This window comes from Nocardioides sp. Soil777, assembly GCF_001428425.1.
Taxonomy (GTDB): domain Bacteria; phylum Actinomycetota; class Actinomycetes; order Propionibacteriales; family Nocardioidaceae; genus Nocardioides; species Nocardioides terrigena.
The window spans coordinates 13,942-37,186 of the sequence record NZ_LMSN01000003.1 but is presented as its reverse complement, the minus strand read 5'-3'; the positions used below and the strand labels follow the sequence as shown (position 1 = coordinate 37,186).

Here is a 23,245-nt window from a genome sequence, read left to right as displayed (position 1 = left end):
AACGCCTCCCCCGGGAGGCTCCGTCGCACCTACGCTCCCTTGCATGACGGACTACCAGGTGACGCGGTGGCGCGAGCTGCCCTCCATGGTCGCGGCCCGGGCCGGCGACGAGACCGTGAAGTCCCAGCTCGCGACGCGGTTCCAGGAGGCCATCGACGAGGCCGCGATGCGACTCGGCGACACCGGCGCGGACGACTACCTCGCGGGCTGGGAGCGGTCCTCCTGGACCGAGGCGACCGGCACGCCGACCGAGGTGCTCGACCGGGTCGTGGCCGAGCTCGAGGCGGAGTGGCCGGCCGAGCGGGTCGCGGACTATCTCGACGGGTTGGACCGGTGAACAGGCTCGCGACGCTGCTGGGCGCGGACCGTCCGGTGCTCCTCGACGGTGGGATGGGCACCCTGCTCCAGGACAGCGGCCTCGAGGACGGCGCACCCGGTGAGCTCTGGAACCTCGAGAACCCGGCCGCCGTCCGCGCCGCGCACGCGGCGTACGCCGAGGCGGGTGCCCAGCTGCTCACGACCAACACGTTCGGCGGCACCCGGCCACGCCTGGACATGCACGGGCTCGGTGACCGGCTCGGCGAGGTCAACCGGACGGCGGCGCAGATCGCCCGGTCGGTGGCGGACGAGCACGGACTGCTCGTCGCCGGCGACCTCGGCCCGACGGGTGAGCTGCTGTCGCCGCTCGGGACAATGACGCCCGAGGAGGCGCAGGCGCTCTTCGCCGAGCAGCTCGCGGCGCTGGTCGAGGGCGGCATCGACCTGGTCCTGGTGGAGACCCTGAGCGACCTCGGGGAGGCCGATGCGGCCCTGGCTGCCGCGCGGGAGGTCGCACCGGACCTCCCGGTCGTCGTGACGATGAGCTTCGACACCAACGTGCGCACCATGATGGGTGTCCGCCCGGGCGACGCCGTGACTCACCTCGCCGCCGCCGGTGCCGACGCCGTCGGCGCCAACTGCGGACGGGGTCCGGCCGAGATGGAGATCATCGCCTCGCAGCTGGTGCAGGCCCGACCGGACGGACTGTTACTGGTCGCCCAGTCGAACGCCGGTCTTCCCCAAGTGGTGGGTGACCACTTCGAGTACGACGCCACTCCCGGTGACCTGGCCGCGCACGCCTCCCGGTTGGCCGGGCTCGGGATCGACCTGGTCGGCGGCTGCTGCGGCTCGACACCGACGCACATCGCCGCCATCCGCGACGCGCTGGCCCCGGCCTGAGCGGCGGGTCAGCGGTCCCCGGCTGTCGCCGGCGGGTCGAGGCCCACCGCCCACAGCGTCCGGCGACCCGCTCCCCCGGGCGCCACCTCGGAGATCCAGCGCCCACCCCAGCGGTCCACCGGGAGCGGCGCGTGCCCGTGCCCGGTCGGTCGGCCCGAGCCGTCCTGGAGCACGTCGACGACGATCTCGTCGCGGTCGAGTCGCAGGCGCACGTCGACCGCGGTGGCCGAGACGTCACGCACGGCGCCGAGGACGATCTCGTGGACGACGGCCGCGACATCGACCGCCTGCCGGTCGGACACGCTCCGGTCGATCATCCCGGGCACCGCCAGCGTGGTCGCGAGGCCAGACCCGGCGGACACCTCGTCGAGCACCTGGGACAGGCGTTGCCGCAGTCCCGGCGGCGGCGACGGTGACTCGTCCAGGTCGAACACCGTCCGGCGGATGGCGAGGATGGTGTCGTCGACGGCGTCCACGCCTGCCCAGAGGCGACGCTTCGTGCGCTGGTCGCCCACCAGCGCGGCCAGCCCCTGCAGGTCCATGGCGATGGCGAACAGCTTGTGGACGACCCTCGCGTGCAGCTCGGCCGCGATCCGCAGCTGCTCGTGCACGCGTACGTCGCCTGGCTCCCGGTCCGGTGGGTCCGTGCGAGGTGACAGCGTCACCGCCGCGCCGACCAGGACGTGCTCGTCGTCGAGGCGTGGGGAGACCAGCATGTCGAACCACCGATCACCGTCCGGCCCGTGGCACGGGATCACCGCGGACAGCGGCGCGGGCAGCTGTCCGGCCAGCGCGGCGCGGACCGCGGCGGCGGCCAGGGCCGCGACGGGGTCCTCGCCCGCGCTCTCGCACACCCCCAGGTAGGACGTCCCCACCCCGGTCCGGTCCGGATCCCCGCCGTTCTCGCGGGCGAAGCGCTCCCACGCCTCGTTCACGGCGACGACGGTGCCGGACAGGTCGAGCAGGGCCACCTCGGCGTCGGAGTGGGCTCCGTCGCCGGGCAGGTCCGGTCGATGCTGTGCGGAGTGTGTTTCCACGACACCTCGTGTGCTCCGGGAGGGAGACGCGACCTGTGCGGCTCCCGCGTGGAGCGGGGGCCGTGCGTCACGGCGACCCTAGGCCGCGGCCGTCGCGTGGTCATCGCCCGATCCGGGCGAGGTGGTGCCGGGTCCCTCGACGCGGGCCCCGCCCACAGCCGCCGGCGAAGCGACGCTTCGGCCACGCGACCGGTAGATTCGGGCGGTGCCTGACACCCGTCCCCGCCGTACCTTCGCCGTCATCAGCCACCCCGACGCCGGCAAGTCCACGCTCACCGAGGCACTCGCGCTGCACGCGCGGGTGATCACCGAGGCGGGTGCCGTGCACGGCAAGGGCGACCGGCGTGCCACCGTGTCCGACTGGATGGCCATGGAGAAGGCGCGCGGCATCTCCATCACCTCCGCGGCGCTGCAGTTCGTCTACCGCGACCACGTGATCAACCTCGTCGACACCCCCGGCCACAGCGACTTCTCCGAGGACACCTACCGCGTGCTGTCGGCGGTCGACTCCGCCGTGATGCTGGTCGACGCCGGCAAGGGGCTGGAGCCGCAGACCCTCAAGCTCTTCAAGGTCTGTGCGCTGCGCGGCATCCCGGTGATCACCGTGATCAACAAGTGGGACCGTCCCGGGCTGTCGGCGCTCGAGCTCATGGACCTCATCCAGGAGAAGATCAAGCTGCGTCCCACCCCGCTCACGTGGCCCGTGGGCGAGGCCGGCGACTTCCGCGGTGTCCTGGACCGCCGCACCGGCGAGTTCGTGAAGTACACCCGCACCGCCGGCGGCGCCACCCGGGCCCCCGAGCAGCGGCTGGGCTCCGACGAGGTCGAGGAGCAGGACGCCCCGCTGTGGGCCGAGGCGGTCGAGGAGCACGAGCTGCTCACCCTGGACGACGCCGACCACGACCAGGAGCGCTTCCTGGCCGGGGAGACGACGCCGGTGATGTTCGCATCGGCCCTGCAGAACTTCGGTGTCGCGCAGCTGCTGGACCTGCTGCTCGACGTCGCACCGGACCCCAGCCCGACCGAGGGTGTCGACGGCTCCGTGCGCCGTGTGGACGACGAGTTCAGCGCGTTCGTCTTCAAGGTGCAGTCCGGGATGAACAACGCCCACCGCGACCGGCTCGCCTACGCCCGGGTCGTGTCCGGGACGTTCGAGCGCGGCATGGTCGTCACCCACGCCACCACCGGGCGCCCCTTCGCGACCAAGTTCGCCCAGGCCGTCTTCGGTCGCGAGACGACCTCGGTCGAGCGGGCCGAGCCCGGCGACATCATCGGCTTCGTCAACGCTCAGGCCCTGCGCGTCGGGGACACCGTCTACGTCGGCGACCCCATCGAGTACCCGCCCGTGCCCAGCTTCGCGCCCGAGCACTTCGTGACGGCGAGCGCCGGCGACATCGGCCGCTACAAGCAGTTCCGGCGCGGCATCGAGCAGCTCGACCAGGAGGGCGTCGTGCAGGTGCTGCGGTCCGACCTCCGCGGTGACCAGAGCCCGGTGCTCGCGGCGGTCGGTCCGATGCAGTTCGAGGTGGTCGAGGACCGGATGGCCAACGAGTTCAACTCCCCGATCAGGTTCTCCCGGCTCGACTACCAGGTCGCCCGGCGGACCGACGCCGCCGGCGCCGCGGCGCTGGCCGGGATGCGAGGGGTCGAGGTGCTCGAGCGCAGCGACGGCACCCGGATGGCGCTCTTCGTCGACCAGTGGCGCGCCATGGTCACCGCACGGGACAACCCCGACGTGATGCTCGAGGCCCTCCCCGCCGGCGGCAGCTGACCGCCGCCCTCGTCAGGAGGCCCGGCCGCTCTTCTCCTGGAGCCGGTCGATGTGCTCGGAGGCCTCCGCCTTGGTGAGGTCCGCCGACAGCTCCTCGCCGGCCTCCCGGGCCAGCGTGTCGAGGTAGCTGCGCTGCGCGCCGGTCATCGGCTCGTCACCGGTCACCCACTCCTCCGGGTCCTTCTCGGTGCTGTTGCTCTGGGCCCCGCCCAGGGTCTCGGTCGTCGGGCCTGTCGAATGCATGTTCGAATCTGTCATGTCCAGAACCTACCCCGGTCATCCGCCAGGTCAAGGGCGTCACCACCCCTGGGTGGGGGGTCAGTCCCCCAGCCCGCGCCGCTCGGCCCAGAGGGCGGCCTGCGTGCGGTCCACGACGCCGATGCTGGCGAAGACGGAGGTGAGGTGCGCCTTCACGGTGCGCTCGGAGATGCCGAGCCGGCGGGCGATCTGCTTGTTGGCCAGGCCCTGGCGCACGAGCACCAGCACCTCGTTCTCGCGCGGCGTCAGGTCCACCTCGGCCGCCGCCGCATGGCGCGCTCCCAGCAGCTGCCGTGCCGCTCGCGGGTGCAGCGGCGACTCGCCGCGGGCGACGGCACGCACGCCCTCGATGATGTCGTCGGGGTCGGCGTCCTTGAGCAGGTAGCCGACAGCACCCGCGTCGAGAGCCGCGACGATGCGGTCGGCGTCGGAGAACGACGTCAGGACCAGGACGTCCGGCCCGCCCTCGGCCACGATCTGCCGGGTCGCGCTCACGCCGTCGGTGCCCGGCATCTGCAGGTCCATCAGGACGACGTCCGGTCGCGTACGGCGTACCTCCTCCAGCGCCGCGGCGCCGTCCGCCGCGGTGCCCACCACCTCGAGGTCCGGCTCGCCGGAGAGCAGCTGCTCGAGCCCGCTGCGCAGCACGGCGTGGTCGTCGACGAGCACCACCCTGATCGTCATGCGCGCGTCTCCAACCGTGTCGTCGTCCCCGCACCCGGGGCGGAGCGGATGGTGAGCTCGCCGCCGCGGTCGCGCACGAGGCTCTCCAGCCCGCGTAGTCCGTAGTGTGCCGTGGCGTCGACCGTCGCGGGGTCGAACCCGATGCCGTCGTCCTCCACGGTGAGCACGAGCGCACGTCCCTCCCGGTGCAGGTCCACCTCCATCGCCGTCGCCCGGGCGTGCCGCAGGGTGTTGCGCACCGCCTCCTGGGCCACCCGCCACACCAGCGTCGCCTCCTGCTCGCCGACGGGACCGAGGTCGCCGACGTGCACGTCGACCGCGACGCCAGCAGCGGTGACCGGTGCGCACAGGTCGTCCAACGCGGCCGGCAGCGTGGCGGCGGTCAGGTCCGGGGGGTGGATCTCGACCAGCAGCGACCGCAGGGAGCGCAGGCTCCCCCGCAGCGACCGGGCGGTGTCGAGCAGCGTGGTGCGGGCCGGGCCGTCCTGCTCGCGGGCGAGCGCCGAGACGGCGAACGCCGACCCGGCCAGGTCCTGGACGACCCCGTCGTGGAGGTCGCGGGCGATCCGACGGCGCTCCGCCGCCGACGCGGTCGCCGCACCGCGGAGCAGCCGCTCGCGATCCGCGGCGGCCCGCGTGACCCGTCGGGTGAGCACCAGGAGCAGGGCCGTCGCCACCGCGACGAGGAGTGCCAGCGCACCGAGCGTGATCTGCTGGAAGGGCGCGATGACCTCGGACTGGCGGTCCTCGATCCGGGCCAGTGTGAAGTACGCCTCGAAGAGCAGGGGCTCCCCCTCCGGCGTCATGACCTGGGTGTAGACCTCGACCAGCGCCGGTCCGCCCCGCTCGTAGCGGTTCTCCGGCTCGTCCAGCTCGGAGACCTCGGCGTCGGAGCCGCCGTGGCGCAGGATGTCCAGCTCCTCCTCGTCCAGCGCGAAGCGCTCGCCGATCAGCCGGACGTCGTCGGAGTAGACGATGGTGCCGTCGGCGGCCCACAGCTTGACGCGTCGTACGTCGCCGACCAGCAGGCGCTGCGTCGCGAGCCGGTCGAAGCGGTCGAGCGCTCCCGGGTCGCCGGCGGACAGGCCCCGAGGCAGGGCCGGCTGGGCGACCGAGTGGGCGAGCAGGCTGGTCGTGGCCCGGGCGTCGGAGAGCGCCTCCTCGTGGGCCGCATCGGAGGCGAGGAGGCGGGCCCCGACCACGATCGCGGCCAGCGCCAGCAGCCCGACGGCCAGGAACAGCGCCACCGGGCTCCGCAGGACGCGCCACCGGGACCGGGACATGGTCCGCCCAGTATGGCGAGGAACGGTCTCCGCCATGCGCGGAACCGGTGTCACCAGCTGATCGTCGCGACGCACCTGGCGCCCTTGCGGCTGGCGCGGAAGCGGAACGTGTCGGTGCCGGACAGGTCGATGGAGTAGCGCTCCACCTCGAACGAGCCGCTCGGCGCCCGGGTCCGCGAGGTGCCGCGCGCCGAGACGCTGCCGTTGTGCTTGAGCACCCAGGCCCACCGCCGACCGGTGCGCGAGGTGTCGATCTCCGCGTCCACCTCGATCCGTCCGTCGTCGGACTCGGCCCGGATGTCCCACCGGGCCCCGTTGGTGCAGAAGCCCCGGCGCTCCACGCGGTCGTCGTCCCGGTCGAGGGCGCGCGCCGTGCCGACCGGCAGCACGGACGCACCGACCGTCGCCGTCACGGCCACGGCCGTGGCCAGTCGGGTGGGCAGCTTCGTCATCGCGGGTCTCCTCGTCGGCGAGCCTCCAGCATCGTCCGCGCACCGGCGCGCCGCCATCGTCCGGTGGTACTACGACCACCCCGACGAGGGAAACACGCCGACACAAGATGTGGTCCCCCACTTCCTCGCAAGCCCTACATATGGTGTGCGACGCAGCTGGTTCGCGGCGTCAGCCAGACGTCGCGAGGCAAGAGGGAACCCGGTGTGAGTCCGGGACTGCCCCGCAGCGGTGAGTGGGAACGACAGCCGTCACACGCACTGGGTCGAGCGATCGACCTGGGAAGCGACGGCCGGTAGGGGTCGACCGGTGAGAGCCGCGAGACGCGCCCGCGAGTCCGAAGACCTGCCAGCGCGCCGCACCCGTCGGGTGTGGCGGTCCGATGCCGCGCGGGACGGCTGACGGCAGGTACGACGCTGCGCCCACCCGGCGTACGTCGCGCTCCACCGTCACCCCCTCGCGCGCCCGGACCATCCAGAGTCCGTCTCGCGAGGAGAGAGAATGACGGTCACCACCGACCTGCGCACCGGGATGCAGGTCCGCAAGAGGAACGGCGACGACGAGCCCGTCGACGTCAACAAGATCGTTCGCGCCGTCGACCGGTGCAGCGACGACCTGTCCGAGGTCGACCCCATGCGGGTCGCCACCCGCACCATCAGTGGCCTGTACGACGGCGCCACGACCGCCGAGCTCGACCGGCTGTCCATCCAGACCGCCGCCGAGATGATCGGCGAGGAGCCGCAGTACAGCCAGCTCGCCGCCCGGCTCCTGTCCGGCTTCATCGACAAGGAGGTGCGCAACCAGGGCGTCGCGTCGTTCAGCCAGTCGGTGGCCCTGGGCCATGCCGAGGGGCTGATCGGCGACGAGACCGCGGCGTTCGTCAAGGACAACGCCCGCAAGCTGGACTTCGCGATCGACCGGGACGCCGATCGCCGCTTCGAGTACTTCGGGCTCCGCACGGTCTACGACCGCTACCTGCTGCGGCACCCCTCGGCCCGCCTGGTCGTCGAGACGCCGCAGTACTTCCTGCTCCGGGTGGCCTGCGGCCTGGCCCGCTCCCCCGGCGAGGCCATCGAGTTCTACCGGTTGATGTCGAGGCTGGCCTACCTGCCGTCGTCGCCGACGCTCTTCAACTCGGGCACCCGGCACTCCCAGATGTCCTCGTGCTACCTCGTGGACAGTCCCCGTGACGACCTCGACTCGATCTACTCGCGCTACGCGCAGGTGGCCAAGCTGTCGAAGTTCGCCGGCGGCATCGGGCTGTCCTTCAGCCGGGTGCGCTCGCGTGGCGCGCTGATCCGGGGCACCAACGGGCAGTCCAACGGCATCGTGCCGTTCCTGCGCACCCTCGACGCGTCGGTCGCCGCGGTCAACCAGGGCGGTCGCCGCAAGGGCGCCGCCTGCGTCTACCTCGAGCCGTGGCACCCCGACGTGGAGGAGTTCCTCGAGCTGCGCGACAACACCGGCGAGGACGCGCGTCGCACCCATAACCTCAACCTCGCCCACTGGGTGCCGGACGAGTTCATGCGCCGGGTGGAGGCCGACGAGGTCTGGTCGCTCATCGACCCCGACGCCGCGCCGGAGCTGCCCGACCTGTGGGGAGCCGCGTTCGACGAGGCCTACCGCGCCGCGGAGGCGGAGGGCCGCTTCGTGCGGCAGGTGCAGGCGCGTGACCTCTACGCGCGGATGATGCGCACCCTCGCGCAGACCGGCAACGGCTGGATGACCTTCAAGGACGCCTCCAACCGCACGTGCAACCAGACCCGGGACACCCCCGGTGGCCCGGTGGTGCACCTGTCCAACCTCTGCACCGAGATCATCGAGGTGTCCTCGGACGGCGAGACGGCCGTCTGCAACCTCGGCTCGGTCAACCTGGCGCGGCACCTGGCTGCCGACCGCCTCTCGGTGGACTGGCAGGGCCTGCGCGAGACCGTGCGGACCGCGGTGCCCCTGCTCGACCGGGTCATCGACATCAACTACTACCCGAGCACCGAGTCGGCCGCGTCCAACCCCCGCTGGCGCCCGGTCGGCCTGGGGCTGATGGGCCTCCAGGACGTCTTCTTCGCCCTGGGGCTCCCCTTCGACTCCGACGAGGCCCGCGAGCTCTCGACCCGGATCTCGGAGGAGATCTACCTGACCGCGCTCGAGGTGAGCTGCGAGCTGGCCGAGCGGCACGGTCCGCACCCGTCGTACGACGAGACGCGGGCCGCCCGGGGCGTCCTCCAGCAGGACCTGTGGGACGTCACCGGGACGCAGACCGAGCGGTGGGCGGCGCTGCGCGAGCGGATCGCCGAGCACGGGCTGCGCAACTCGCTGCTGATCGCCATCGCCCCGACGGCGACGATCGCCTCGATCGCCGGGTGCTACGAGTGCATCGAGCCGCAGGTGTCCAACCTGTTCAAGCGCGAGACGCTCTCCGGCGAGTTCCTCCAGGTCAACACCGCCCTGGTGCGCGAGCTCAAGGCGCGGGGGCTGTGGACCTCCGAGGTGCGCGAGCAGGTCAAGCGGGCCGAGGGGTCCGTGCAGGGCGTGGCCGCGCTGCCCGAGGACGTACGCCGCCTCTTCCGCACGGCGTGGGAGCTGCCGCAGCGCGCGCTGATCGACATGGCGGCCGCGCGATCGCCGTACATCGACCAGAGCCAGTCGCTCAACCTCTTCATCGCCGGCCCCTCCATCGGCAAGCTCAGCTCGATGTACCTCCACGCCTGGAAGGCCGGCCTCAAGACCACCTACTACCTGCGCTCGCGACCCGCGACGCGCATCCAGCAGACGACGACGTCCGTCAACGACCCGGCCGCCGCTCCCCTGCCCGTCAGCGACCCCCTCCTCGACCCGGACGCGCTCGCGTGCTCCCTCGAGAACCCCGAGAACTGCGAGGCCTGCCAGTGACCACGACCGAGCCCACCACCACCGACCACAGCACGAGCGACCACAGCACCGCCACCGACACGAGCGCGACCCGGATGCTCCTCGACCCGGGGATGAACCTCACCCTGCGGCCGATGCGCTACCCGCACTTCTACGACCGCTACCGCGACGCCATCAAGAACACCTGGACCGTCGAGGAGGTGGACCTGCACTCCGACCTCAAGGACCTGCAGCGGCTCAGCGACGCGGAGCGGCACCTCGTGTCGCGGCTGGTGGCGTTCTTCGCAACCGGCGACACCATCGTGGCCAACAACCTCGTGCTCAACCTCTACCAGCACATCAACTCCCCCGAGGGCCGGCTCTACCTCTCCCGGCAGCTCTTCGAGGAGGCGGTGCACGTGCAGTTCTACCTGACCCTGCTCGACACCTACGTCCCCGACGAGAAGGAGCGGCACGAGGCGTTCGCGGCCGTCGACAACATCGCGTCGATCAAGGCCAAGGCCGACTTCTGCTTCCGGTGGATCGACTCGGTCTTCGACCTCGACGCGCTCGAGACCCGCGAGCACCGGCGCAGGTTCCTGCTCAACCTGATCTGCTTCGCGGCGGTCATCGAGGGCCTGTTCTTCTACGGCGCGTTCGCCTACGTCTACTTCCTCCGCTCGCGCGGGCTCCTCAACGGTCTCGCCTCGGGCACCAACTGGGTCTTCCGCGACGAGTCGATGCACATGGCGTTCGCGTTCGACGTCGTGGACACCGTCCGTGAGGAGGAGCCCGAGCTCTTCGACGACCAGCTGGCTGCGGACGTGCGCCAGATGCTGGTCGACGGCGTGGACGCCGAGGCGCAGTTCGCCGAGGACCTCCTCGGGGGTGGGGTCGCCGGCCTCTCGACGACCGACATGCGCTCCTACCTGGAGTACGTCGCCGACCGGCGCATGCAGCGCCTGGGCCTCGAGCCGATCTACGGCTCCAGCAACCCGCTTGCGTTCATGGAGCTCCAGGACGTGCAGGAGCTGTCCAACTTCTTCGAGCGCAAGGTGTCGGCCTACCAGGTCGGCGTCTCGGGCTCGGTCGGGTTCGACGAGGACTTCTGACCCACGCGCTGTGACCTGCGGTACCAGGGACCGCAGGTCACAGCGGACCCGCGGGCTCGGTCAGCGGTGCGACCTGCGGTACTGGGGACCGCAGGTCACAGCGGACGCCAACCCGGCGTCTCCGTCGCCTGCCGCAGTCGGGGCCACTGGGTCACTCCAGCGTGAACTCCACCGACCGGGTCGGGACGTCGGCCTTCGTCAGGGTGAGGGTGACGTCCTCGCCGACGGGCAGCGGCCGTGCGCTGACCACCGTGGCCTCGATGGCCGGCTCCTGCACGGTCGCGTCCCCGCGCCGGTCGTCCTTCTCGTCGGTCTCGAGGACCACGGCCGGGAACGACTCCCCCACCCGTGGGGCGAGCATGGCCGCCTCGACGAGGTTGAGCACCGCGTTCTGGTACTGGTTGGCCCGGCGCCCGGACTCGCGCATCGTGTCGGGCAGGTCGCCGAGCCTGGCCAGCACCCAGTCCGGGACCTCCTCGCCAGCGCAGAGCGCGACGCAGATCTCCAGGGCGTAGCGGTCGACGAGCCGCCGCAGCGGGGCGGTGACGTGGGCGTACTCGGAGGCCAGCGCGGAGTGCTGCGGCTGCTCGGGCAGGTCGCCGTTGAAGCCGACGTAACCGCTGCCGCGAAGCAGGCGCGTGCACGCGACGACCATCGCCGCGTGGTGGGGCTTCGACACGTCCAGCGAGCGGATGAAGTCGGGGTAGAGCTGCTCAGCGGGCCACTCGATGCCGAGGGCGCGCGCGGTGCGGTGCAGCCGCTGGACGTCGTGGGGGTCGGCGGGCGGCAGGGTGCGCAGCAGTCCCACGCGGGCGTAGACCATCAGCGAGGCCGCGGCGAAGCCGGTGAGCAACGAGATCTGCGCGTTCCACGTCTCGACCGGCAGCATCGTGCGGAACTCCAGGCGCCACCGGCCGCCCTCGTCGATGATCTCCTGCTCGGGCAGCGGCAGGGACACCCCTCCGCGCGCGGCCTCCCGGGCGAGCCGCAGCTCGCCGACCTCCTGGAGCAGGGTGAACATCTCGTCGGCCGTGCCGGCGTCGAGCTGCTCCTGCAGGGTGGCGTAGTCGAGCTTGGCCCGGGAGCGCACCCGGGCGCGCTCGACGTCCACGTCGGTGCCCTCCCCGGTCTCGTCGACGCGGATCGTCCAGACCAGCGCCGGACGCACCTCGTCGGGCAGCAGCGAGCCGGCCTGCTCCGAGATGACGGTCGGGTGCAGCGGGATCTTGGAGTCCGCGCCGTACAGCGTCTCCCCCCGCCGGTTGGCCTCCACGTCGACCGGGTCGCCGGGGGTGATGAAGGCGCTGAGGTCGGCGATCGCGTAGCGCACGACGTACCCGTCGCCGTCGCGCTCGATGTGCATCGCCTGGTCGAGGTCGCGCGCCGAGGCCGGGTCGATGGTCACGAACGGCACGTCTGTCCTGTCGAGGTCCGGCATCCGCGGGCTGGCCGCGGCCTCGGCAGCGGCGCGTTCCACGGCCTCGGGGAACTCGGGCGTCACCTTCATCTCGGCCTGGATCGCGGCGATCCCCTCACGCAGCGTCTCGGCGGAGACGGTGTCGTCGCCGGTGCGGACTGTGATCACGCGGTTGCTGGGCATGCCCAGCACCCTAGCCAAGGCGGGCACGGCCGAGCCCCCTACTCTGGCCCGCGTGCTGATCCTGTTGCCGCCGAGCGAGGGCAAGACCGCTCCCCGACGCGGCAGGCCCCTCGACCTGTCCACCCTCGGGTCACCGGTCCTGACCCCGACCCGCGAGCGGGTCGTCGAGGCGGTGGTCGCCCTGGCGGCCCGTCCCGACGCCGCCGACCTGCTGGGCCTCGGCGGCACCCAGGCCGACCTCGTCGAGCTCGACGCGCGGCTGCGGACCTCCCCCACGACGCGGGCCGACCGGGTCTACACCGGTGTCCTGTACGACGCGCTGGGCTTCGACACGCTCTCCAGCGCCGCCAAGCGGCGTGCGACCAGCCGGGTGGCGATCACCTCGTCGGTCTTCGGCCTGGTGCGCCCCGGCGACCGCATCCCGTCCTACCGCCTCTCCGGCGACGTCAGCCTCCCCGGCCTGGGTCCGGTGGCGGGACTGTGGCGCGGGGCCCTGGGCGAGGCGGTCGAGGAGGCGGTCGGCTCCGGGCTGCTCGTCGACCTCCGATCCACGATGTACGCCGCGTTCTGGCGACCGCCGGCCGGGCTCGCGCCGCGGGTGGCCACCGTCCGCGTGCTGCACGAGTCGGGTGGCGTGCGCAAGGTGGTGAGCCACTTCAACAAGGCGACCAAGGGGCGGATCGTGCGCGCCCTGCTGGAGGACGGCGGCAACCCGCGCACCCCGGCCGCACTGGCACGGCTGCTGACCGACCTCGGCTGGACCGTGGAGGTCGGCGAGCCGACCACCCGCGGGACCCAGCTCGACGTCGTCGTCAGCGAGGTCTGACCGGGGTCAGAGACCCGACTCCGCGGTGCGGACGAGGATCCGCTGGCACTCCTCGCAGCGCACGACCTCGTCGACCGGCGACCGGCGGATCTGGACCAGCTCGGCGGCGTCCACGGTGATGTGGCACCCGCCGCACTGGCGGGCCCGCAGCTCCGCGGCACCGATGCCGGTCTTGGCGCGCAGCCGCTCGTAGAGCGCCATCAGGTCCTCGGGGATCCCGTCGGCGGCGGGCGCCCGCTCGGCCTCCGCGGCCGCCAGCTGCTCGTCGATCTCCGCCCAGCGGGCGTCCCGGGCGGTGGCGAGCTCGGCCACCTGGGCGTCCGTCTCGGCGAGCTGGGCGGTGAGCCGGTCCAGGGTCGCCTGGGCCTCCTCGAGCCGCTCCATGATCTCGAGCTCGGCGTCCTCGAGGGTGCTGACCCGGCGGTCGAGCGACGTCAGCTCGTGCTGCATCCGCTCGAGGTCCTTGGGGTTGGTGATGAGGCCGGCGTCCATGCGCTGCTGGTCGCGGGTGCGGCGGGCCTTGACCTGCTCCACGTCCGCGTCGGCCTTGCGCTGCTCGGCGGTGAGGTCGTCGACCACGATCCGGGCGTCGCGCAGCCGGTCGTCGACGTCGCCCCGACCGGTCTCCAGCTCGGCGATCCGGGCGATCTCGGGCAGCGCACGTCGCTGGTGGCGCAGCTGGTCGAGTCGCGCGTCGACGGCCTGGAGGTCGAGCAGCTTCAACTGGGCTTGCGGGTCGGCTTTCAACGCTCTCCTCGGATGGGGCTGTGCTGGCTGGTGCTCGCGGAGGGGGTCCCCTGCTCGACCCGGAACTGCCAGGGATCGGTGCAGCGGGTGCTCACGCGCGCCTCGACCCTATCGCCCAGCGCGCCGGCGAGGCGGGCCTGCACCACCGGCAGCCACGTCCACTCGGCCGCCCAGTGGGCGACGTCGACCAGGGCGGGCCCGTCGTGCTCGCGGAACTCCCCCGCGCGGTGGTGCCGCAGGTCGCTGGTGAGGTAGACGTCGACGTCCGACGCCGTCAGCCGGTCGAGCAGGAAGTCGCCAGCGCCCCCGCACAGCGCCACGCGTCGTACGGGCCGGTCCGGGTCGCCCGACACCCGCACGCCGTGGGCGGTGCTCGGCAGCACGGCAGCGACGTGCTCGGCGAAGGCCCGCAGCGTGGTGGGCGCCACGGAGCCGCTCCGGCCGGTGCCGGTGGACGCCCCGTCCTCCGCCGGGAGGATCGGGGCCAGGTCGGTGAGGCCCAGGGCGAGGGCCAGCGACTCCGACACCCCGCCGGAGGCCTGGTCGGCGTTGGTGTGGGCGGTCAGGAGCGCACAATCGCCCGTCACGAGGGTGTGCAGGGTGCGGCCCTTGGGCGTGGTGGCGGCGACCCCGTGGACGCCGGCGAGGAACAACGGGTGGTGCGTGACCAGCAGGTCGGCGCCCCAGTCGACGGCCTCCCGGGCGACCTCCGGGGTCGGGTCGACGGCCAGGAGGACACGCCGTACGTCGGTCGCCGGGTCGCCGGCGGCGAGCCCGACCGCGTCCCAGGAGTCGGCGGTGGCGGGCGGGTACCAGCCGTGGAGCAGGTCGACGACCTCGGCGAGCGTCGGAGGGGCCGCGGGGGTGGACATGCGGGCAGGCTAGTTGACCTGCCGGTCCCGGCCCTCCCAGTAGGGCTGGCGGAGCTTGAACTTCTGGAGCTTGCCGGTCGCCGTCCGGGCGAGGACCTCGCGGAACTCGATCGAGGTGGGCGCCTTGTAGCCGGCCGCCTTGTCCTTGCACCAGGCGATCAGCTCGGCCTCGGTCACGTCCGACCCCTCGGCGAGCACGACGAGGGCCTTGATGGTCTCGCCCCACTTCTCGCTGGGCACCCCGATCACGGCGACCTCGGCGACCGCCGGGTGGGAGAAGAGCACGTCCTCCACCTCGATCGACGAGACGTTCTCGCCGCCGGTGATGATCACGTCCTTCTTGCGGTCGCTGATCGTGAGGTAGCCGTCGTCGCCGATGACGCCGCCGTCACCGGTGTGGAACCACCCACCGTCCAGCGCCCTGGCCGACTCCTCCGGCTGCTCCCAGTAGCCCTCGAGGACGACGTTGGAGCGTGCCAGCACCTCGCCGTTCTCGTCGGTCCGCAGCCGTACGCCGAGCGCCGGGGCGCCCGCGCGCGTCAGCCGGGTCGCGCGCTCCTCGGCCGAGAGACCGTCCCACTCGGCGCGGGTGCGGTTGAAGGTCAGCAGCGGCGAGGTCTCGGTGAGGCCGTAGATCTGGACGAACTCCCAGCCCAGCTCCTCCTCGACGCGGACGACGGTCTTCGTCGGGGGCGGAGCGCCGGCCATGATGATCCGGACCCTGTCCCGCCCGGGGATCTCGCCCTCCCAGGTCTGGGCGGCCTCGAGGACGGCCGCGGCGACCGCCGGGGCAGCGCACATGACGGTGACCCCGTGGTCGCGGACCCGGCGCAGGATATCGGCGCCGTCGACCTTGCGCAGCACCACCTGCGGGACGCCCAGACCGGTCATCGCGAACGGCATCCCCCACCCGTTGGCGTGGAACATCGGCAGCGTGTGGAGGTAGACGTCCCGGTCGGTGACGGCGGCGTGCATCGCGAACGTGACGGCGTTGACCCAGATGTTGCGGTGGGTGATCTGCACGCCCTTCGGGCGGGCGGTGGTGCCGGAGGTGTAGTTGATGCAGGCCGTCGCGCTCTCGTCGGGCTCCCACGCGCGGGGCTCGACGCCCTCCGCGGCGAACATGTCGCTGTCGTCGCCGATCACGAAGCGGTGCTCCGCGGTGACGCCGGAGAGGGCCTCGTCGAGCTCGGGGTCGACGTACAGGACGCGGGCGCCGGAGTGCTCGACGATGTAGGACACCTCGTCGGGGCGGAGCCGGAAGTTGACGGGCACGAGCACGCGTCCCGAGCCGGCCACGCCGAAGAACGACGTCAGCAGCCGGGCGGAGTTGTGGGAGACCACCGCGACGCGGTCGCCGACCTCGAGGCCGAGCTCGTCGAGCCGGGCCGCCTGCCGACGGGCCAGCGCCGCCAGCTCGGCGTACGTGAGGTCGCCCAGCGAGGGCGCCGGCTGGTCCGGCTCGTCGACCACGCCGACCCGGTCGCCGTAGACGGCCCGGGCGCGGTCGATGAAGTCCGTGACGCTGAACGGGACGAACATGGCACTCCTCATGGTCGGACGGGTCGACACTGCACGCTGGTCGCCACTGTGGCACGCGTCACCCGGGCGTCGCGAGGGATCGTCCGCCGGAAGCGACGGACGGCCGCCCCGGCGCGACGAGTGGCCGCATGAGAGACCTCTCATGGTCGTCTCATCGGCCCTCCATCAACGACCGCGACAGTGGCGGCATGAGCTCGTGGGTGAAGACGCTGGTCGTGCTGGCACTGGTCGTGCCCATGACGGCGTACGTCGCCGGCTCCCTGGTGGCCTCGAGCTCCTACGAGCCGAGCGACCGCCGGCCGGTGATCATCCAGGACGCGCCGTTGCGGGAGCCGACGTCTAGCCCCGTACCCGACGCCACGGCACCGACGCCGGCCACCGGCACGACGCGCTCCTCGCGACCCGCTCCGACACGCGCACCCACCGGTCCCGGCGCCGGTCGCGGCACCGGGCAGCCGCCACCCTCAGGCACCGTCGAGGATGATGACGCCACCGTCGTCCTGCCGCCGCCCACGTCGGTGGACGACGACGATGATGACGATGACGACGACGGCCCGGAAGAGAGCGATGACGACGAGGGGGACGACGACGGGGACGACGACTGATGCCGTCCGGGCGCCACGCAACGGCCCCCTCGCCCAGGTGTCGGTCCGCACCCGGATCACGGTCGTCATCTCCCTGCTCACCGCCATCGCGATGGCGGGGGCCGGAGGCCTCGTCTACGCCCTGGAGTCGGCGCGCATCGAGCGCGCGGTCAACGAGCAGATCGACCAGGAGATCGCCGAGTTCCGCGAGCTCCGCGTCGACCCCAACACCGGCGACCCGTTCGACGACGTGGGCCGCCGGCTCAACGTGTTCCTGACCCGCAACGTGCCCGACGACGACGAGATGCTCGTCAGCTACGTCGCGGGCCAGTTCATCGAGCGCAGCGCCAACCGCTACGGCCAGGACTTCCTCGACGACCCCGCCTACCAGGGCGCCGTCGAGGCAGGGGCGACCGACGGCGGCACCGAGGTCATCGAGTCCGACCGCTACGGCGAGGTCTGGGTGACCGTGGTCCCGGTGCGCAACGCCCAGAGCTCGGGCGCGCTGATCCTCGTCAACTTCCTGGCCGACGAGCACGAGGAGCTCGAGCGCACGCTGCGCACCTACGCCCTCGTGGCGCTGCTGTCGCTGGGGCTGATCGCCACCATCGCCGGCTTCCAGTCCGGGCGCCTGCTGGCCCCGCTGCGCGTGCTCGAGGAGACGGCCCGGGACATCACGACCACGGACCTGTCCCGGAGGATCCCCGAGCAGGGCAACGACGACATCACCGCCCTCACCCGCACGATCAACCTGATGCTCGAGCGGCTCGACTCCGGGTTCTCCGACCAGCGCCGGTTCCTCGACGACGCCGGCCACGAGCTCAAGACCCCGCTCACGGTGCTGCGCGGGCACCTCGAGCTCCTCGACCCCGACGACCCGGACGAGGTGCGGGAGACCCGCGACCTGCTGCTCGCGGAGTCCGACCGCATGTCCCGGCTGGTGGGCGACCTCATCGTGCTGGCCAAGACCCGACGCCCCGACTTCCTCGCACCCGTGCCGGTCGACGTGGCCGCACTGACCCCCACGCTGCTGGCGACCGCGCGGGGCCTCGGTGACCGCGACTGGCAGCTCGACGCCGTGGCCGACGGCACCGTCACCGTCGACGAGCAGCGCATCACCCAGGCGGTCCTCCAGCTCGCCGACAACGCGGTCAAGCACACCGACCCCGGCGACACCATCGCGATCGGCTCCTCGCTCGCGGACGGCACGCTGCGCCTGTGGGTCCGCGACACCGGCCCCGGTGTCCCCCAGCGCCACCGCGCCGCCATCTTCGAGCGGTTCGGCCGCGGCGACGTGCGCGCCGGCGACGAGGGCTTCGGCCTGGGACTGTCGATCGTCCGCGCCATCGCCGAGGCGCACGGCGGCTCCGTCACCGTCGGTGACGCGGACCCGCCGGGAGCCCGCTTCGAGCTCGTCCTGCCCACCCACGCCGAGGAGGCGTCCCCATGGCCCAGATCCTGATCGTCGAGGACGAGGAGCGCATCGCCTCCTTCGTCGCCAAGGGCCTGCGGGCCGAGGGCCACCAGCCCACGGTCGTCGGGGACGGTCCCGGAGGTCTCGACGAGGCGCTCTCGGGCCGCTTCGACCTGCTCGTGCTCGACATCGGCCTGCCCGGCATGGACGGGTTCGAGCTGCTCGACCAGCTGCGCTCCCAGGGCAGCAGGATGCCGGTGATCGTGCTGACGGCCCGCGACTCGGTCACCGACACGGTGACTGCTCTCGACAACGGGGCCGACGACTACATGGCCAAGCCGTTCCGCTTCGCCGAGCTGATGGCGCGGGTCCGGCTGCGGCTGCGCACGGCCGACGCCGCCGACGCCCGACCCCACGAGGAGGTGCTGCGGGTCGCCGGCGTGGAGCTCGACCGGCGCACCCGCCGGGTGACGGTGGGCGGCACCGAGCTCGACCTCTCGGCACGCGAGTTCGCGCTGGCCGAGATATTCATGCTCAACCCCGGCCAGGTCCTCACCCGTGAGCAGCTGCTCGACCACGTCTGGGGCTACGACTTCGACCCCGGGTCCAACGTCGTCGACGTGTACGTCGGCTACCTGCGGCGCAAGGTCGGCAGCGACACCATCGCGACCGTGCGCGGGGTCGGCTACCGCTTCCGGCCGGCGTGACCCGTCCCGGCGTCGGGGGGATCGCCGGGACGGGTCAGCCGCGGACCTTGAAGCCCGCGAGGCTCCCGCGGGGCTGACGCGCGAGCACGGGCTCGAGCGCGTCGACGACCTCGTGCGGGGCGGGCCTTGCTGCGGGGTCGTGCAGGAGCATCGCCCCGATGACCTTGACGACCTCGTCCGGCACCCCGTCGGGCAGGGCGCGGGGGGCGGCTGCCACCTGCGGCAGGCGCTCCTCGAGCGTGTCGGCCCGGGGTCGCGGGTCGTCGAACGCCCGGTGTCCCGCGACCGCCTCGAAGAGGGTCGCGCCGAGACCCCAGACGTCGCTGGCGTACGACGGCTCGACCTCACCCGGGTCGCACTGCTCGGGCGACATGTAGGCGTCGGTGCCGATGAGGTGCCTCAACCGGCGGGCGTCCTCCTCCGGGCGGGCCACCGAGAGGTCGATGAGCCGCGCGGGCGCGCCCATGATGATGTTGCTGGGCTTGATGTCCAGGTGCGTCCAGCCGATGTGGCGCAGGTAGTGCAGCGACGCGGCCACGTCGATGGCCAGCGGGAGGTACTGCTGCTCCTGCAGGCGGCCGTAGCGGCGTACGAGGGACGACAGGCGCGGCCCGTCGATGTGCTCGAGCACCACGTGCGGTCGCGGCCCGTCGAGGTCGTGGCGCAGGCCGCGGACCACCACGGGGTGGTTGACCGCGGCCAGGGCGGCCACCTCCCGGCGCAGGCCGCGCCGGGAGGAGCCGTCGTCCACCTGGTCGGGACGGAGCAGCTTGACCACGACGGGTGAGTACGTCACCTCGTCGAAGGCGAGCCACGCCTCGTAGGCAGCTCCCCCACCGAGCTTGCGGACCGCGGTCAGCTCCCCGGTGATGGCGTCGCCCTCGGCGAGCCGCCAGCTCTGCTCCTCGCGTCCCATGCTGATCAGCGGCGGGTGTCGTTGCGGCTGCGGTCGTTGGTCTTGTTGGCCGACCAGTCGCGCTTCTTGTCGCCGGCACCGTCGCGGGTCCAGTCGCGGGTCTTGTCGCCACGGCTGTTGTCGCGGTCCCGGCTCACCGCGCTGTAGCGGCTGTTGGTGTTGTCGTTGGTCTCGCGGCTGCGGGACTGGGTGTCACCGTCGTCGTCACCGTTGGTGTTGTCGTCGTCGTTGGTGTCGTCGTCGTCGTCATCGGCGACCAGGACCAGCTCGACCGAGTCGTCGTCGCGCTTGAGGGCCTCGTCGGCGTTGACGGCCGGGGCCTGCATGCCGATCAGGCCGATGGCCGTGAGGCTGGCGACACCGAGCAGGGCGGTGGGGATGATCTTCTTCATCGTGGTTCCTCTCGTCGGGGGCCGGTGGCCCCGGTGGACTGGGACCACTCTGGCGACGAGGTGTGAGGCGGCCATGAGCCGTCGATGAGACCGTTCTCATGCGGGCTGCTGCCGCACGGGACGTGGTGCGTCGGGACGGTTTCGAACCGCCGACCGCTCGGGTGTAAACCGAGTGCTCTACCGCTGAGCTACCGACGCGTGTCCGACCACCCTATGAAATGAGTTGAACCGCTGGCGTCTCGGGTCACCAGCGGTTCAACACCATGAACAATACGAGGGCCGCCCAAGCGTGTCCCGCGTTTTTCGCAGATCAGCCGAAATTCCCGCCCAGCCGTCTAGACCAGGCCTACCCGAGGGCGGCGCGGAGCTGCTCGAGGTGCTGGTCCAGGTCGCGACCGTCGGCGTTGGCGTTGTGCACCGCCCACCGCAGCACCCCGTCCTTGTCGATGACGTACGACGAGCGGTACGGCGCGCCCTTGGCCTCGTTGAAGACCTCGTAGGCACGCGACACCTCCCCGTGCGGCCAGAAGTCCGACAGCAGCGGGAAGTTGAGGCCCTCGGCGTCCGCGAAGGCCCGCAGCGAGTAGACCGGGTCGCAGGAGATGCCCAGCACCTCGGTGTCGAAGGTCATGAACTCGTCGAGGCGGTCCCGGATCCCCGACATCTCGCCGGTGCAGATCCCGGAGAAGGCGTACGGGTAGAACAGCAGCGCCACCGCCTTGACCCCGCGGTAGGAGGACAGGGTGACGTCCTGGCCGAACTGGTCGCGCAGCGTGAAGTCGGGCGCCCCCGCGCCGAGGGTGAGGCCCGTCATGCCCGGCCCCCGCCCCGGTCGTCGTCCCACCCGGCCAGGTCGCGCTTGAGGACCTTCCCGGTGGCGTTGCGCGGCAGCTCGTCGAGGAAGACGATCTCGCGGGGCACCTTGTAGCGCGCCAGGTGGGTCTTCACGTGGTCCTTCAGCTCGTCCTCGGTCACGTCGCCCCGGCGGGCGACGAAGGCGCGCAGGCGCGTGCCGTAGTCGTCGTCGTCCACCCCGACCGCGGCCGCCTCGGCCACCGCCTCGTGGGCGACCAGGCAGTCCTCGACCTCCTTGGGGAAGACGTTCTCGCCGCCCGAGACGATCATCTCGTCGTCGCGCCCGTCGACGTACAGGCGTCCGTCCTCGTCGAAGCGGCCGACGTCGCCGGTGGCCATCAGGCCGTCGACCATGTCCTTGCTGCCGCCGCCGGTGTAGCCCTCGAAGAGCAGGTTGTTGCCGACGAAGATCCGTCCCGACGTGCCGGCGGGCACCTCGTGCCCGTCCTCGCCGTAGATCCGGACCACGGTCCCGTACGGCGGCCGGCCGGCCGAGGAGGGCGCCTCACGCAGGTCCTGCGGCGTGGCGATGGAGGCGTAGGCCACCTCGGTCGAGCCGTAGATGTTGTAGAGGTTGTCGCCGAAGTGGTCCATCCACGACGTCGCGAGCGTGCCCGGCAGGGCGGAGCCGGAGGCGGCCACGACCCGGAGGGTCGGCATCCGGTGCTCGGCGAGCACGTCCTCGTCGAGGGCGAGGATCCGCTGCAGCATCACCGGGATGACCACCAGCGACTCGCACCGGTGCTCCTCGACGGTCCGCAGCGCGTTCTCCGGGTCGAACTTGCGGTGCAGGACCACGGTGGAGCCCAGCAGCATCGCCAGCGCGAGGTGGGCGAAGCCCCACGTGTGGAAGAGCGGGGCCGCGATGTGGGTGCGCCAGCCGTGCCGCAGCGGCATCCGCGAGAGCATCGAGACGGCGGCGTCGATGCCGGCCTCGTTGCGGGGTGCGCCCTTGGGGGTGCCGGTGGTGCCGCTGGTGAGGATCACGATGCGCGCGTGCCGTCGCGGCGGGTCGAGCTCGGCGTCGTCGTGGCCGACGATGAGCGCCTCGATCGTCCGCTCCTGGTCCGAGTCGGTCCAGGCGATCAGCCGCTGCTCGACGTGCGCATTCGCGAGCAGCCCGGTGAACTCCTCGTCGTGGATGACCACGCTCGGCTGCTCGCGCTCCAGCACGTCCACCAGCTGGGGGCCGGCGAACGCGGTGTTGAGGTAGAGGAGGTCGGCGCCCAGCTTGGCCACCGCGATGGAGGCGTCCACGAAGCCGCGGTGGTTGCGGCACATGATCGCGACCGAGTCGCCCTCGCCGACGCCGAGACCGGCCAGTCCACGTGCCAGCGCGTTGCTGCGGCGCTGCATCTCGCCGAACGTGAGCTCGCCGAGCTCGTCGACCAGCCCGACCCGGTCGGGGTTGCGGACCGCCAGCGAGGCGAAGCCACCGGCCGGTCCGGTCCCCCAGCGCACGACGGTGCGCCCGAGCGCCACCAGCGTGCGGGGTCCGTAGGGCCGGATGACGCCCGCGCCACCGAGCACCCGCAGGGTCGTGGCCGCGTTGGACGCGTGGGCGCGCAGAGAGTTCACCAATGTCGGTCCTGGCGTGAGTAGGGGGTGTCGGGTCAGACGGGCGTCTTGGGAGCGACCAGACGGCTCGCCTGCCAGTCGGCGCTCACTGCCGCCGTCGTCGTCTGCGAGAGGCCCGCGATCGGTGCCGCCTCGGCGACGTCCGCCGCGTCCACGCTCTGGGGTCGTCCGACCTTGGGCGTGAGGAGCCAGATCGCTCCACCGCCGACCAGGTCGGTCAGCGCGTCGACGAGCCCGTCCACGAGGTCACCGTCGTCCCGGCGCCACCACAGGATGACGGCGTCGACCACGTTGCCGTAGTCACCGTCCACCATGTCGGCGTCGATGGTGTCCTCGATCGCGACCCTGAGCTCGTCGTCGACGTCGTTGTCCCAGCCGAGTTCCTGGATGACCATTCCGGGCGCAATGCCCAGTCGCTCTGCGGCACCTGTTGCCGGGGCAGCTCCGCCACCCACCGTCGAGCTCACGCCACGCCTCCGTTCGTCAAGGGGTCCGCACGAGTGCGGAAGTGGGTGGTAGTCCATCGGAGTTGCCGCAGAGTCGCAACCCTGC

At 72.1% G+C, this 23,245-nt stretch carries 23 protein-coding genes, 1 tRNA gene and 1 riboswitch; of the genes, 9 read left to right on the top strand and 15 right to left on the bottom strand.

Translation table 11 applies throughout. The features are described from left to right. The first annotated feature begins 43 nt into the window (after nucleotides 1–43). Together ASG88_RS04540 and ASG88_RS04535 are read left to right on the top strand one after the other, a co-directional pair. Entirely contained in the window at nucleotides 44–337 is a 294-nt protein-coding gene (locus ASG88_RS04540) for a virulence factor (protein WP_056886248.1), read from the top strand. Then, complete coding sequence (locus tag ASG88_RS04535) at nucleotides 334–1,218, top strand: homocysteine S-methyltransferase family protein (RefSeq protein ID WP_200956341.1); 885 nt, start codon at nucleotides 334–336, stop codon at nucleotides 1,216–1,218. The genes ASG88_RS04540 and ASG88_RS04535 overlap by 4 nt, the downstream gene beginning before the upstream one ends. Nucleotides 1,219–1,226: 8 nt before the next feature. On the opposite strand, the gene ASG88_RS04530 is transcribed toward ASG88_RS04535, so the two are convergent. Further along, nucleotides 1,227–2,255 carry a sensor histidine kinase gene (locus ASG88_RS04530; RefSeq protein WP_056886247.1) on the bottom strand — a complete coding sequence of 343 codons (1,029 nt, stop codon included), beginning with the start codon at nucleotides 2,253–2,255 and terminating at the stop codon, nucleotides 1,227–1,229. A gap of 205 nt (nucleotides 2,256–2,460) precedes the next feature. Here ASG88_RS04530 and ASG88_RS04525 point away from each other — a divergent pair, with 205 nt between their 5' ends. Further along, nucleotides 2,461–4,026, top strand: coding sequence for a peptide chain release factor 3 (locus ASG88_RS04525; protein WP_056886246.1), 1,566 nt, complete (start codon nucleotides 2,461–2,463; stop codon nucleotides 4,024–4,026). 12 nt (nucleotides 4,027–4,038) lie between these two features. On the opposite strand, the gene ASG88_RS04520 is transcribed toward ASG88_RS04525, so the two are convergent. Genes ASG88_RS04520 through ASG88_RS04505 form a run of 4 tightly spaced genes read right to left on the bottom strand, consistent with a single transcriptional unit; the run spans nucleotide 4,039 to nucleotide 6,703 of the window. Continuing rightward, the gene (locus tag ASG88_RS04520) at nucleotides 4,039–4,284 is read right to left on the bottom strand and encodes a DUF3072 domain-containing protein (RefSeq protein WP_056886245.1); all 246 of its coding nucleotides are present in this window, start codon (nucleotides 4,282–4,284) and stop codon (nucleotides 4,039–4,041) included. 60 nt (nucleotides 4,285–4,344) lie between these two features. Then, complete coding sequence (locus tag ASG88_RS04515; RefSeq protein WP_056886244.1) at nucleotides 4,345–4,968, bottom strand: response regulator; 624 nt, start codon at nucleotides 4,966–4,968, stop codon at nucleotides 4,345–4,347. Continuing rightward, the gene (locus tag ASG88_RS04510; RefSeq protein ID WP_157559551.1) at nucleotides 4,965–6,251 is read right to left on the bottom strand and encodes a sensor histidine kinase; all 1,287 of its coding nucleotides are present in this window, start codon (nucleotides 6,249–6,251) and stop codon (nucleotides 4,965–4,967) included. Before ASG88_RS04510 ends, ASG88_RS04515 begins: the two co-directional genes overlap by 4 nt. A gap of 50 nt (nucleotides 6,252–6,301) precedes the next feature. Beyond that, complete coding sequence (locus tag ASG88_RS04505; protein ID WP_056886242.1) at nucleotides 6,302–6,703, bottom strand: hypothetical protein; 402 nt, start codon at nucleotides 6,701–6,703, stop codon at nucleotides 6,302–6,304. A gap of 140 nt (nucleotides 6,704–6,843) precedes the next feature. Beyond that, nucleotides 6,844–7,069, top strand: a riboswitch (cobalamin riboswitch). Between the two features lie 133 nt (nucleotides 7,070–7,202). Between ASG88_RS04505 and ASG88_RS04500 the strand changes: the two genes are divergently transcribed. Beyond that, nucleotides 7,203–9,590, top strand: coding sequence for a ribonucleoside-diphosphate reductase subunit alpha (locus ASG88_RS04500; RefSeq protein WP_056886241.1), 2,388 nt, complete (start codon nucleotides 7,203–7,205; stop codon nucleotides 9,588–9,590). Next, a complete protein-coding gene (locus ASG88_RS04495) occupies nucleotides 9,587–10,660 on the top strand; it encodes a ribonucleotide-diphosphate reductase subunit beta (RefSeq protein WP_235534728.1) in 1,074 nt (357 codons plus the stop codon). Before ASG88_RS04500 ends, ASG88_RS04495 begins: the two co-directional genes overlap by 4 nt. Nucleotides 10,661–10,811: 151 nt before the next feature. On the opposite strand, the gene ASG88_RS04490 is transcribed toward ASG88_RS04495, so the two are convergent. Next, the gene (locus ASG88_RS04490; protein ID WP_056886240.1) at nucleotides 10,812–12,260 is read right to left on the bottom strand and encodes an RNB domain-containing ribonuclease; all 1,449 of its coding nucleotides are present in this window, start codon (nucleotides 12,258–12,260) and stop codon (nucleotides 10,812–10,814) included. On the opposite strand from ASG88_RS04490, the gene yaaA reads away from it, so the two are divergent. After that, the gene (gene yaaA, locus ASG88_RS04485; protein WP_235534727.1) at nucleotides 12,259–13,086 is read left to right on the top strand and encodes a peroxide stress protein YaaA; all 828 of its coding nucleotides are present in this window, start codon (nucleotides 12,259–12,261) and stop codon (nucleotides 13,084–13,086) included. The two genes, ASG88_RS04490 and yaaA, sit on opposite strands and share 2 nt — an antisense overlap. Before the next feature lie 6 nt (nucleotides 13,087–13,092). On the opposite strand, the gene ASG88_RS04480 is transcribed toward yaaA, so the two are convergent. Genes ASG88_RS04480 through ASG88_RS04470 form a run of 3 tightly spaced genes read right to left on the bottom strand, consistent with a single transcriptional unit; the run spans nucleotide 13,093 to nucleotide 16,247 of the window. Further along, nucleotides 13,093–13,809 carry a zinc ribbon domain-containing protein gene (locus tag ASG88_RS04480; RefSeq protein ID WP_082599902.1) on the bottom strand — a complete coding sequence of 239 codons (717 nt, stop codon included), beginning with the start codon at nucleotides 13,807–13,809 and terminating at the stop codon, nucleotides 13,093–13,095. A gap of 20 nt (nucleotides 13,810–13,829) precedes the next feature. Beyond that, nucleotides 13,830–14,705: a Nif3-like dinuclear metal center hexameric protein gene (locus tag ASG88_RS04475; protein WP_056886237.1), complete on the bottom strand. Its 876-nt coding sequence runs from the start codon at nucleotides 14,703–14,705 to the stop codon at nucleotides 13,830–13,832. A 9-nt stretch (nucleotides 14,706–14,714) separates the two neighbouring features. Beyond that, nucleotides 14,715–16,247, bottom strand: coding sequence for an AMP-binding protein (locus tag ASG88_RS04470; RefSeq protein WP_056886236.1), 1,533 nt, complete (start codon nucleotides 16,245–16,247; stop codon nucleotides 14,715–14,717). Nucleotides 16,248–16,435: 188 nt separating this feature from the next. On the opposite strand from ASG88_RS04470, the gene ASG88_RS04465 reads away from it, so the two are divergent. The 3 genes from ASG88_RS04465 to ASG88_RS04455 are packed head-to-tail and all read left to right on the top strand — an operon-like array spanning nucleotide 16,436 to nucleotide 18,952. Next, complete coding sequence (locus ASG88_RS04465) at nucleotides 16,436–16,852, top strand: hypothetical protein (RefSeq protein ID WP_056886235.1); 417 nt, start codon at nucleotides 16,436–16,438, stop codon at nucleotides 16,850–16,852. After that, nucleotides 16,815–18,293 (top strand): sensor histidine kinase, encoded by a 1,479-nt coding sequence (locus ASG88_RS04460; protein ID WP_235534726.1) that lies wholly within the window; start codon nucleotides 16,815–16,817, stop codon nucleotides 18,291–18,293. The genes ASG88_RS04465 and ASG88_RS04460 overlap by 38 nt, the downstream gene beginning before the upstream one ends. Beyond that, on the top strand, nucleotides 18,278–18,952 hold the full coding sequence (locus ASG88_RS04455; protein WP_056886233.1) for a response regulator transcription factor: 675 nt from the start codon (nucleotides 18,278–18,280) through the stop codon (nucleotides 18,950–18,952). Before ASG88_RS04460 ends, ASG88_RS04455 begins: the two co-directional genes overlap by 16 nt. Nucleotides 18,953–18,986: 34 nt before the next feature. Here the strand turns inward: ASG88_RS04455 and ASG88_RS04450 are convergent, their stop codons facing one another. The 6 genes from ASG88_RS04450 to ASG88_RS04425 all read right to left on the bottom strand — a co-directional run bounded on the left by ASG88_RS04450 (nucleotide 18,987) and on the right by ASG88_RS04425 (nucleotide 23,160). After that, nucleotides 18,987–19,868 carry a serine/threonine-protein kinase gene (locus ASG88_RS04450; protein WP_056886232.1) on the bottom strand — a complete coding sequence of 294 codons (882 nt, stop codon included), beginning with the start codon at nucleotides 19,866–19,868 and terminating at the stop codon, nucleotides 18,987–18,989. A gap of 5 nt (nucleotides 19,869–19,873) precedes the next feature. Then, on the bottom strand, nucleotides 19,874–20,260 hold the full coding sequence (locus ASG88_RS04445) for a hypothetical protein (protein ID WP_056886231.1): 387 nt from the start codon (nucleotides 20,258–20,260) through the stop codon (nucleotides 19,874–19,876). Between the two features lie 123 nt (nucleotides 20,261–20,383). Next, a tRNA-Val gene (locus ASG88_RS04440) sits at nucleotides 20,384–20,458 on the bottom strand. A 148-nt stretch (nucleotides 20,459–20,606) separates the two neighbouring features. Next, on the bottom strand, nucleotides 20,607–21,074 hold the full coding sequence (locus ASG88_RS04435; protein ID WP_056886230.1) for a peroxiredoxin: 468 nt from the start codon (nucleotides 21,072–21,074) through the stop codon (nucleotides 20,607–20,609). After that, a complete protein-coding gene (locus ASG88_RS04430) occupies nucleotides 21,071–22,693 on the bottom strand; it encodes an AMP-binding protein (RefSeq protein WP_235534725.1) in 1,623 nt (540 codons plus the stop codon). Before ASG88_RS04430 ends, ASG88_RS04435 begins: the two co-directional genes overlap by 4 nt. Nucleotides 22,694–22,728: 35 nt before the next feature. Continuing rightward, on the bottom strand, nucleotides 22,729–23,160 hold the full coding sequence (locus ASG88_RS04425) for a DUF3052 domain-containing protein (protein WP_267895263.1): 432 nt from the start codon (nucleotides 23,158–23,160) through the stop codon (nucleotides 22,729–22,731). Between the last annotated feature and the right edge of the window lie 85 nt (nucleotides 23,161–23,245).

Excerpts from the sequence above, each read along its gene's own strand:
- ASG88_RS04510 (WP_157559551.1), bottom strand. The coding sequence starts at position 6,251 with ATGTCCCGGTCCCGGTGGCGCGTCCTGCGGAGCCCGGTGGCGCTGTTC.
- ASG88_RS04445 (WP_056886231.1), bottom strand. The coding sequence starts at position 20,260 with ATGAAGAAGATCATCCCCACCGCCCTGCTCGGTGTCGCCAGCCTCACG.
- ASG88_RS04490 (WP_056886240.1), bottom strand. The coding sequence starts at position 12,260 with ATGCCCAGCAACCGCGTGATCACAGTCCGCACCGGCGACGACACCGTC.
- ASG88_RS04505 (WP_056886242.1), bottom strand. The coding sequence starts at position 6,703 with ATGACGAAGCTGCCCACCCGACTGGCCACGGCCGTGGCCGTGACGGCG.
- ASG88_RS04460 (WP_235534726.1), top strand. The coding sequence starts at position 16,815 with ATGACGACGAGGGGGACGACGACGGGGACGACGACTGATGCCGTCCGG.
- ASG88_RS04540 (WP_056886248.1), top strand. The coding sequence starts at position 44 with ATGACGGACTACCAGGTGACGCGGTGGCGCGAGCTGCCCTCCATGGTC.
- ASG88_RS04515 (WP_056886244.1), bottom strand. The coding sequence starts at position 4,968 with ATGACGATCAGGGTGGTGCTCGTCGACGACCACGCCGTGCTGCGCAGC.
- ASG88_RS04475 (WP_056886237.1), bottom strand. The coding sequence starts at position 14,705 with ATGTCCACCCCCGCGGCCCCTCCGACGCTCGCCGAGGTCGTCGACCTG.
- ASG88_RS04435 (WP_056886230.1), bottom strand. The coding sequence starts at position 21,074 with ATGACGGGCCTCACCCTCGGCGCGGGGGCGCCCGACTTCACGCTGCGC.
- ASG88_RS04470 (WP_056886236.1), bottom strand. The coding sequence starts at position 16,247 with ATGTTCGTCCCGTTCAGCGTCACGGACTTCATCGACCGCGCCCGGGCC.
- ASG88_RS04465 (WP_056886235.1), top strand. The coding sequence starts at position 16,436 with ATGAGCTCGTGGGTGAAGACGCTGGTCGTGCTGGCACTGGTCGTGCCC.
- ASG88_RS04450 (WP_056886232.1), bottom strand. The coding sequence starts at position 19,868 with ATGGGACGCGAGGAGCAGAGCTGGCGGCTCGCCGAGGGCGACGCCATC.
- yaaA (WP_235534727.1), top strand. The coding sequence starts at position 12,259 with ATGCCCAGCACCCTAGCCAAGGCGGGCACGGCCGAGCCCCCTACTCTG.
- ASG88_RS04455 (WP_056886233.1), top strand. The coding sequence starts at position 18,278 with ATGGCCCAGATCCTGATCGTCGAGGACGAGGAGCGCATCGCCTCCTTC.
- ASG88_RS04500 (WP_056886241.1), top strand. The coding sequence starts at position 7,203 with ATGACGGTCACCACCGACCTGCGCACCGGGATGCAGGTCCGCAAGAGG.
- ASG88_RS04520 (WP_056886245.1), bottom strand. The coding sequence starts at position 4,284 with ATGACAGATTCGAACATGCATTCGACAGGCCCGACGACCGAGACCCTG.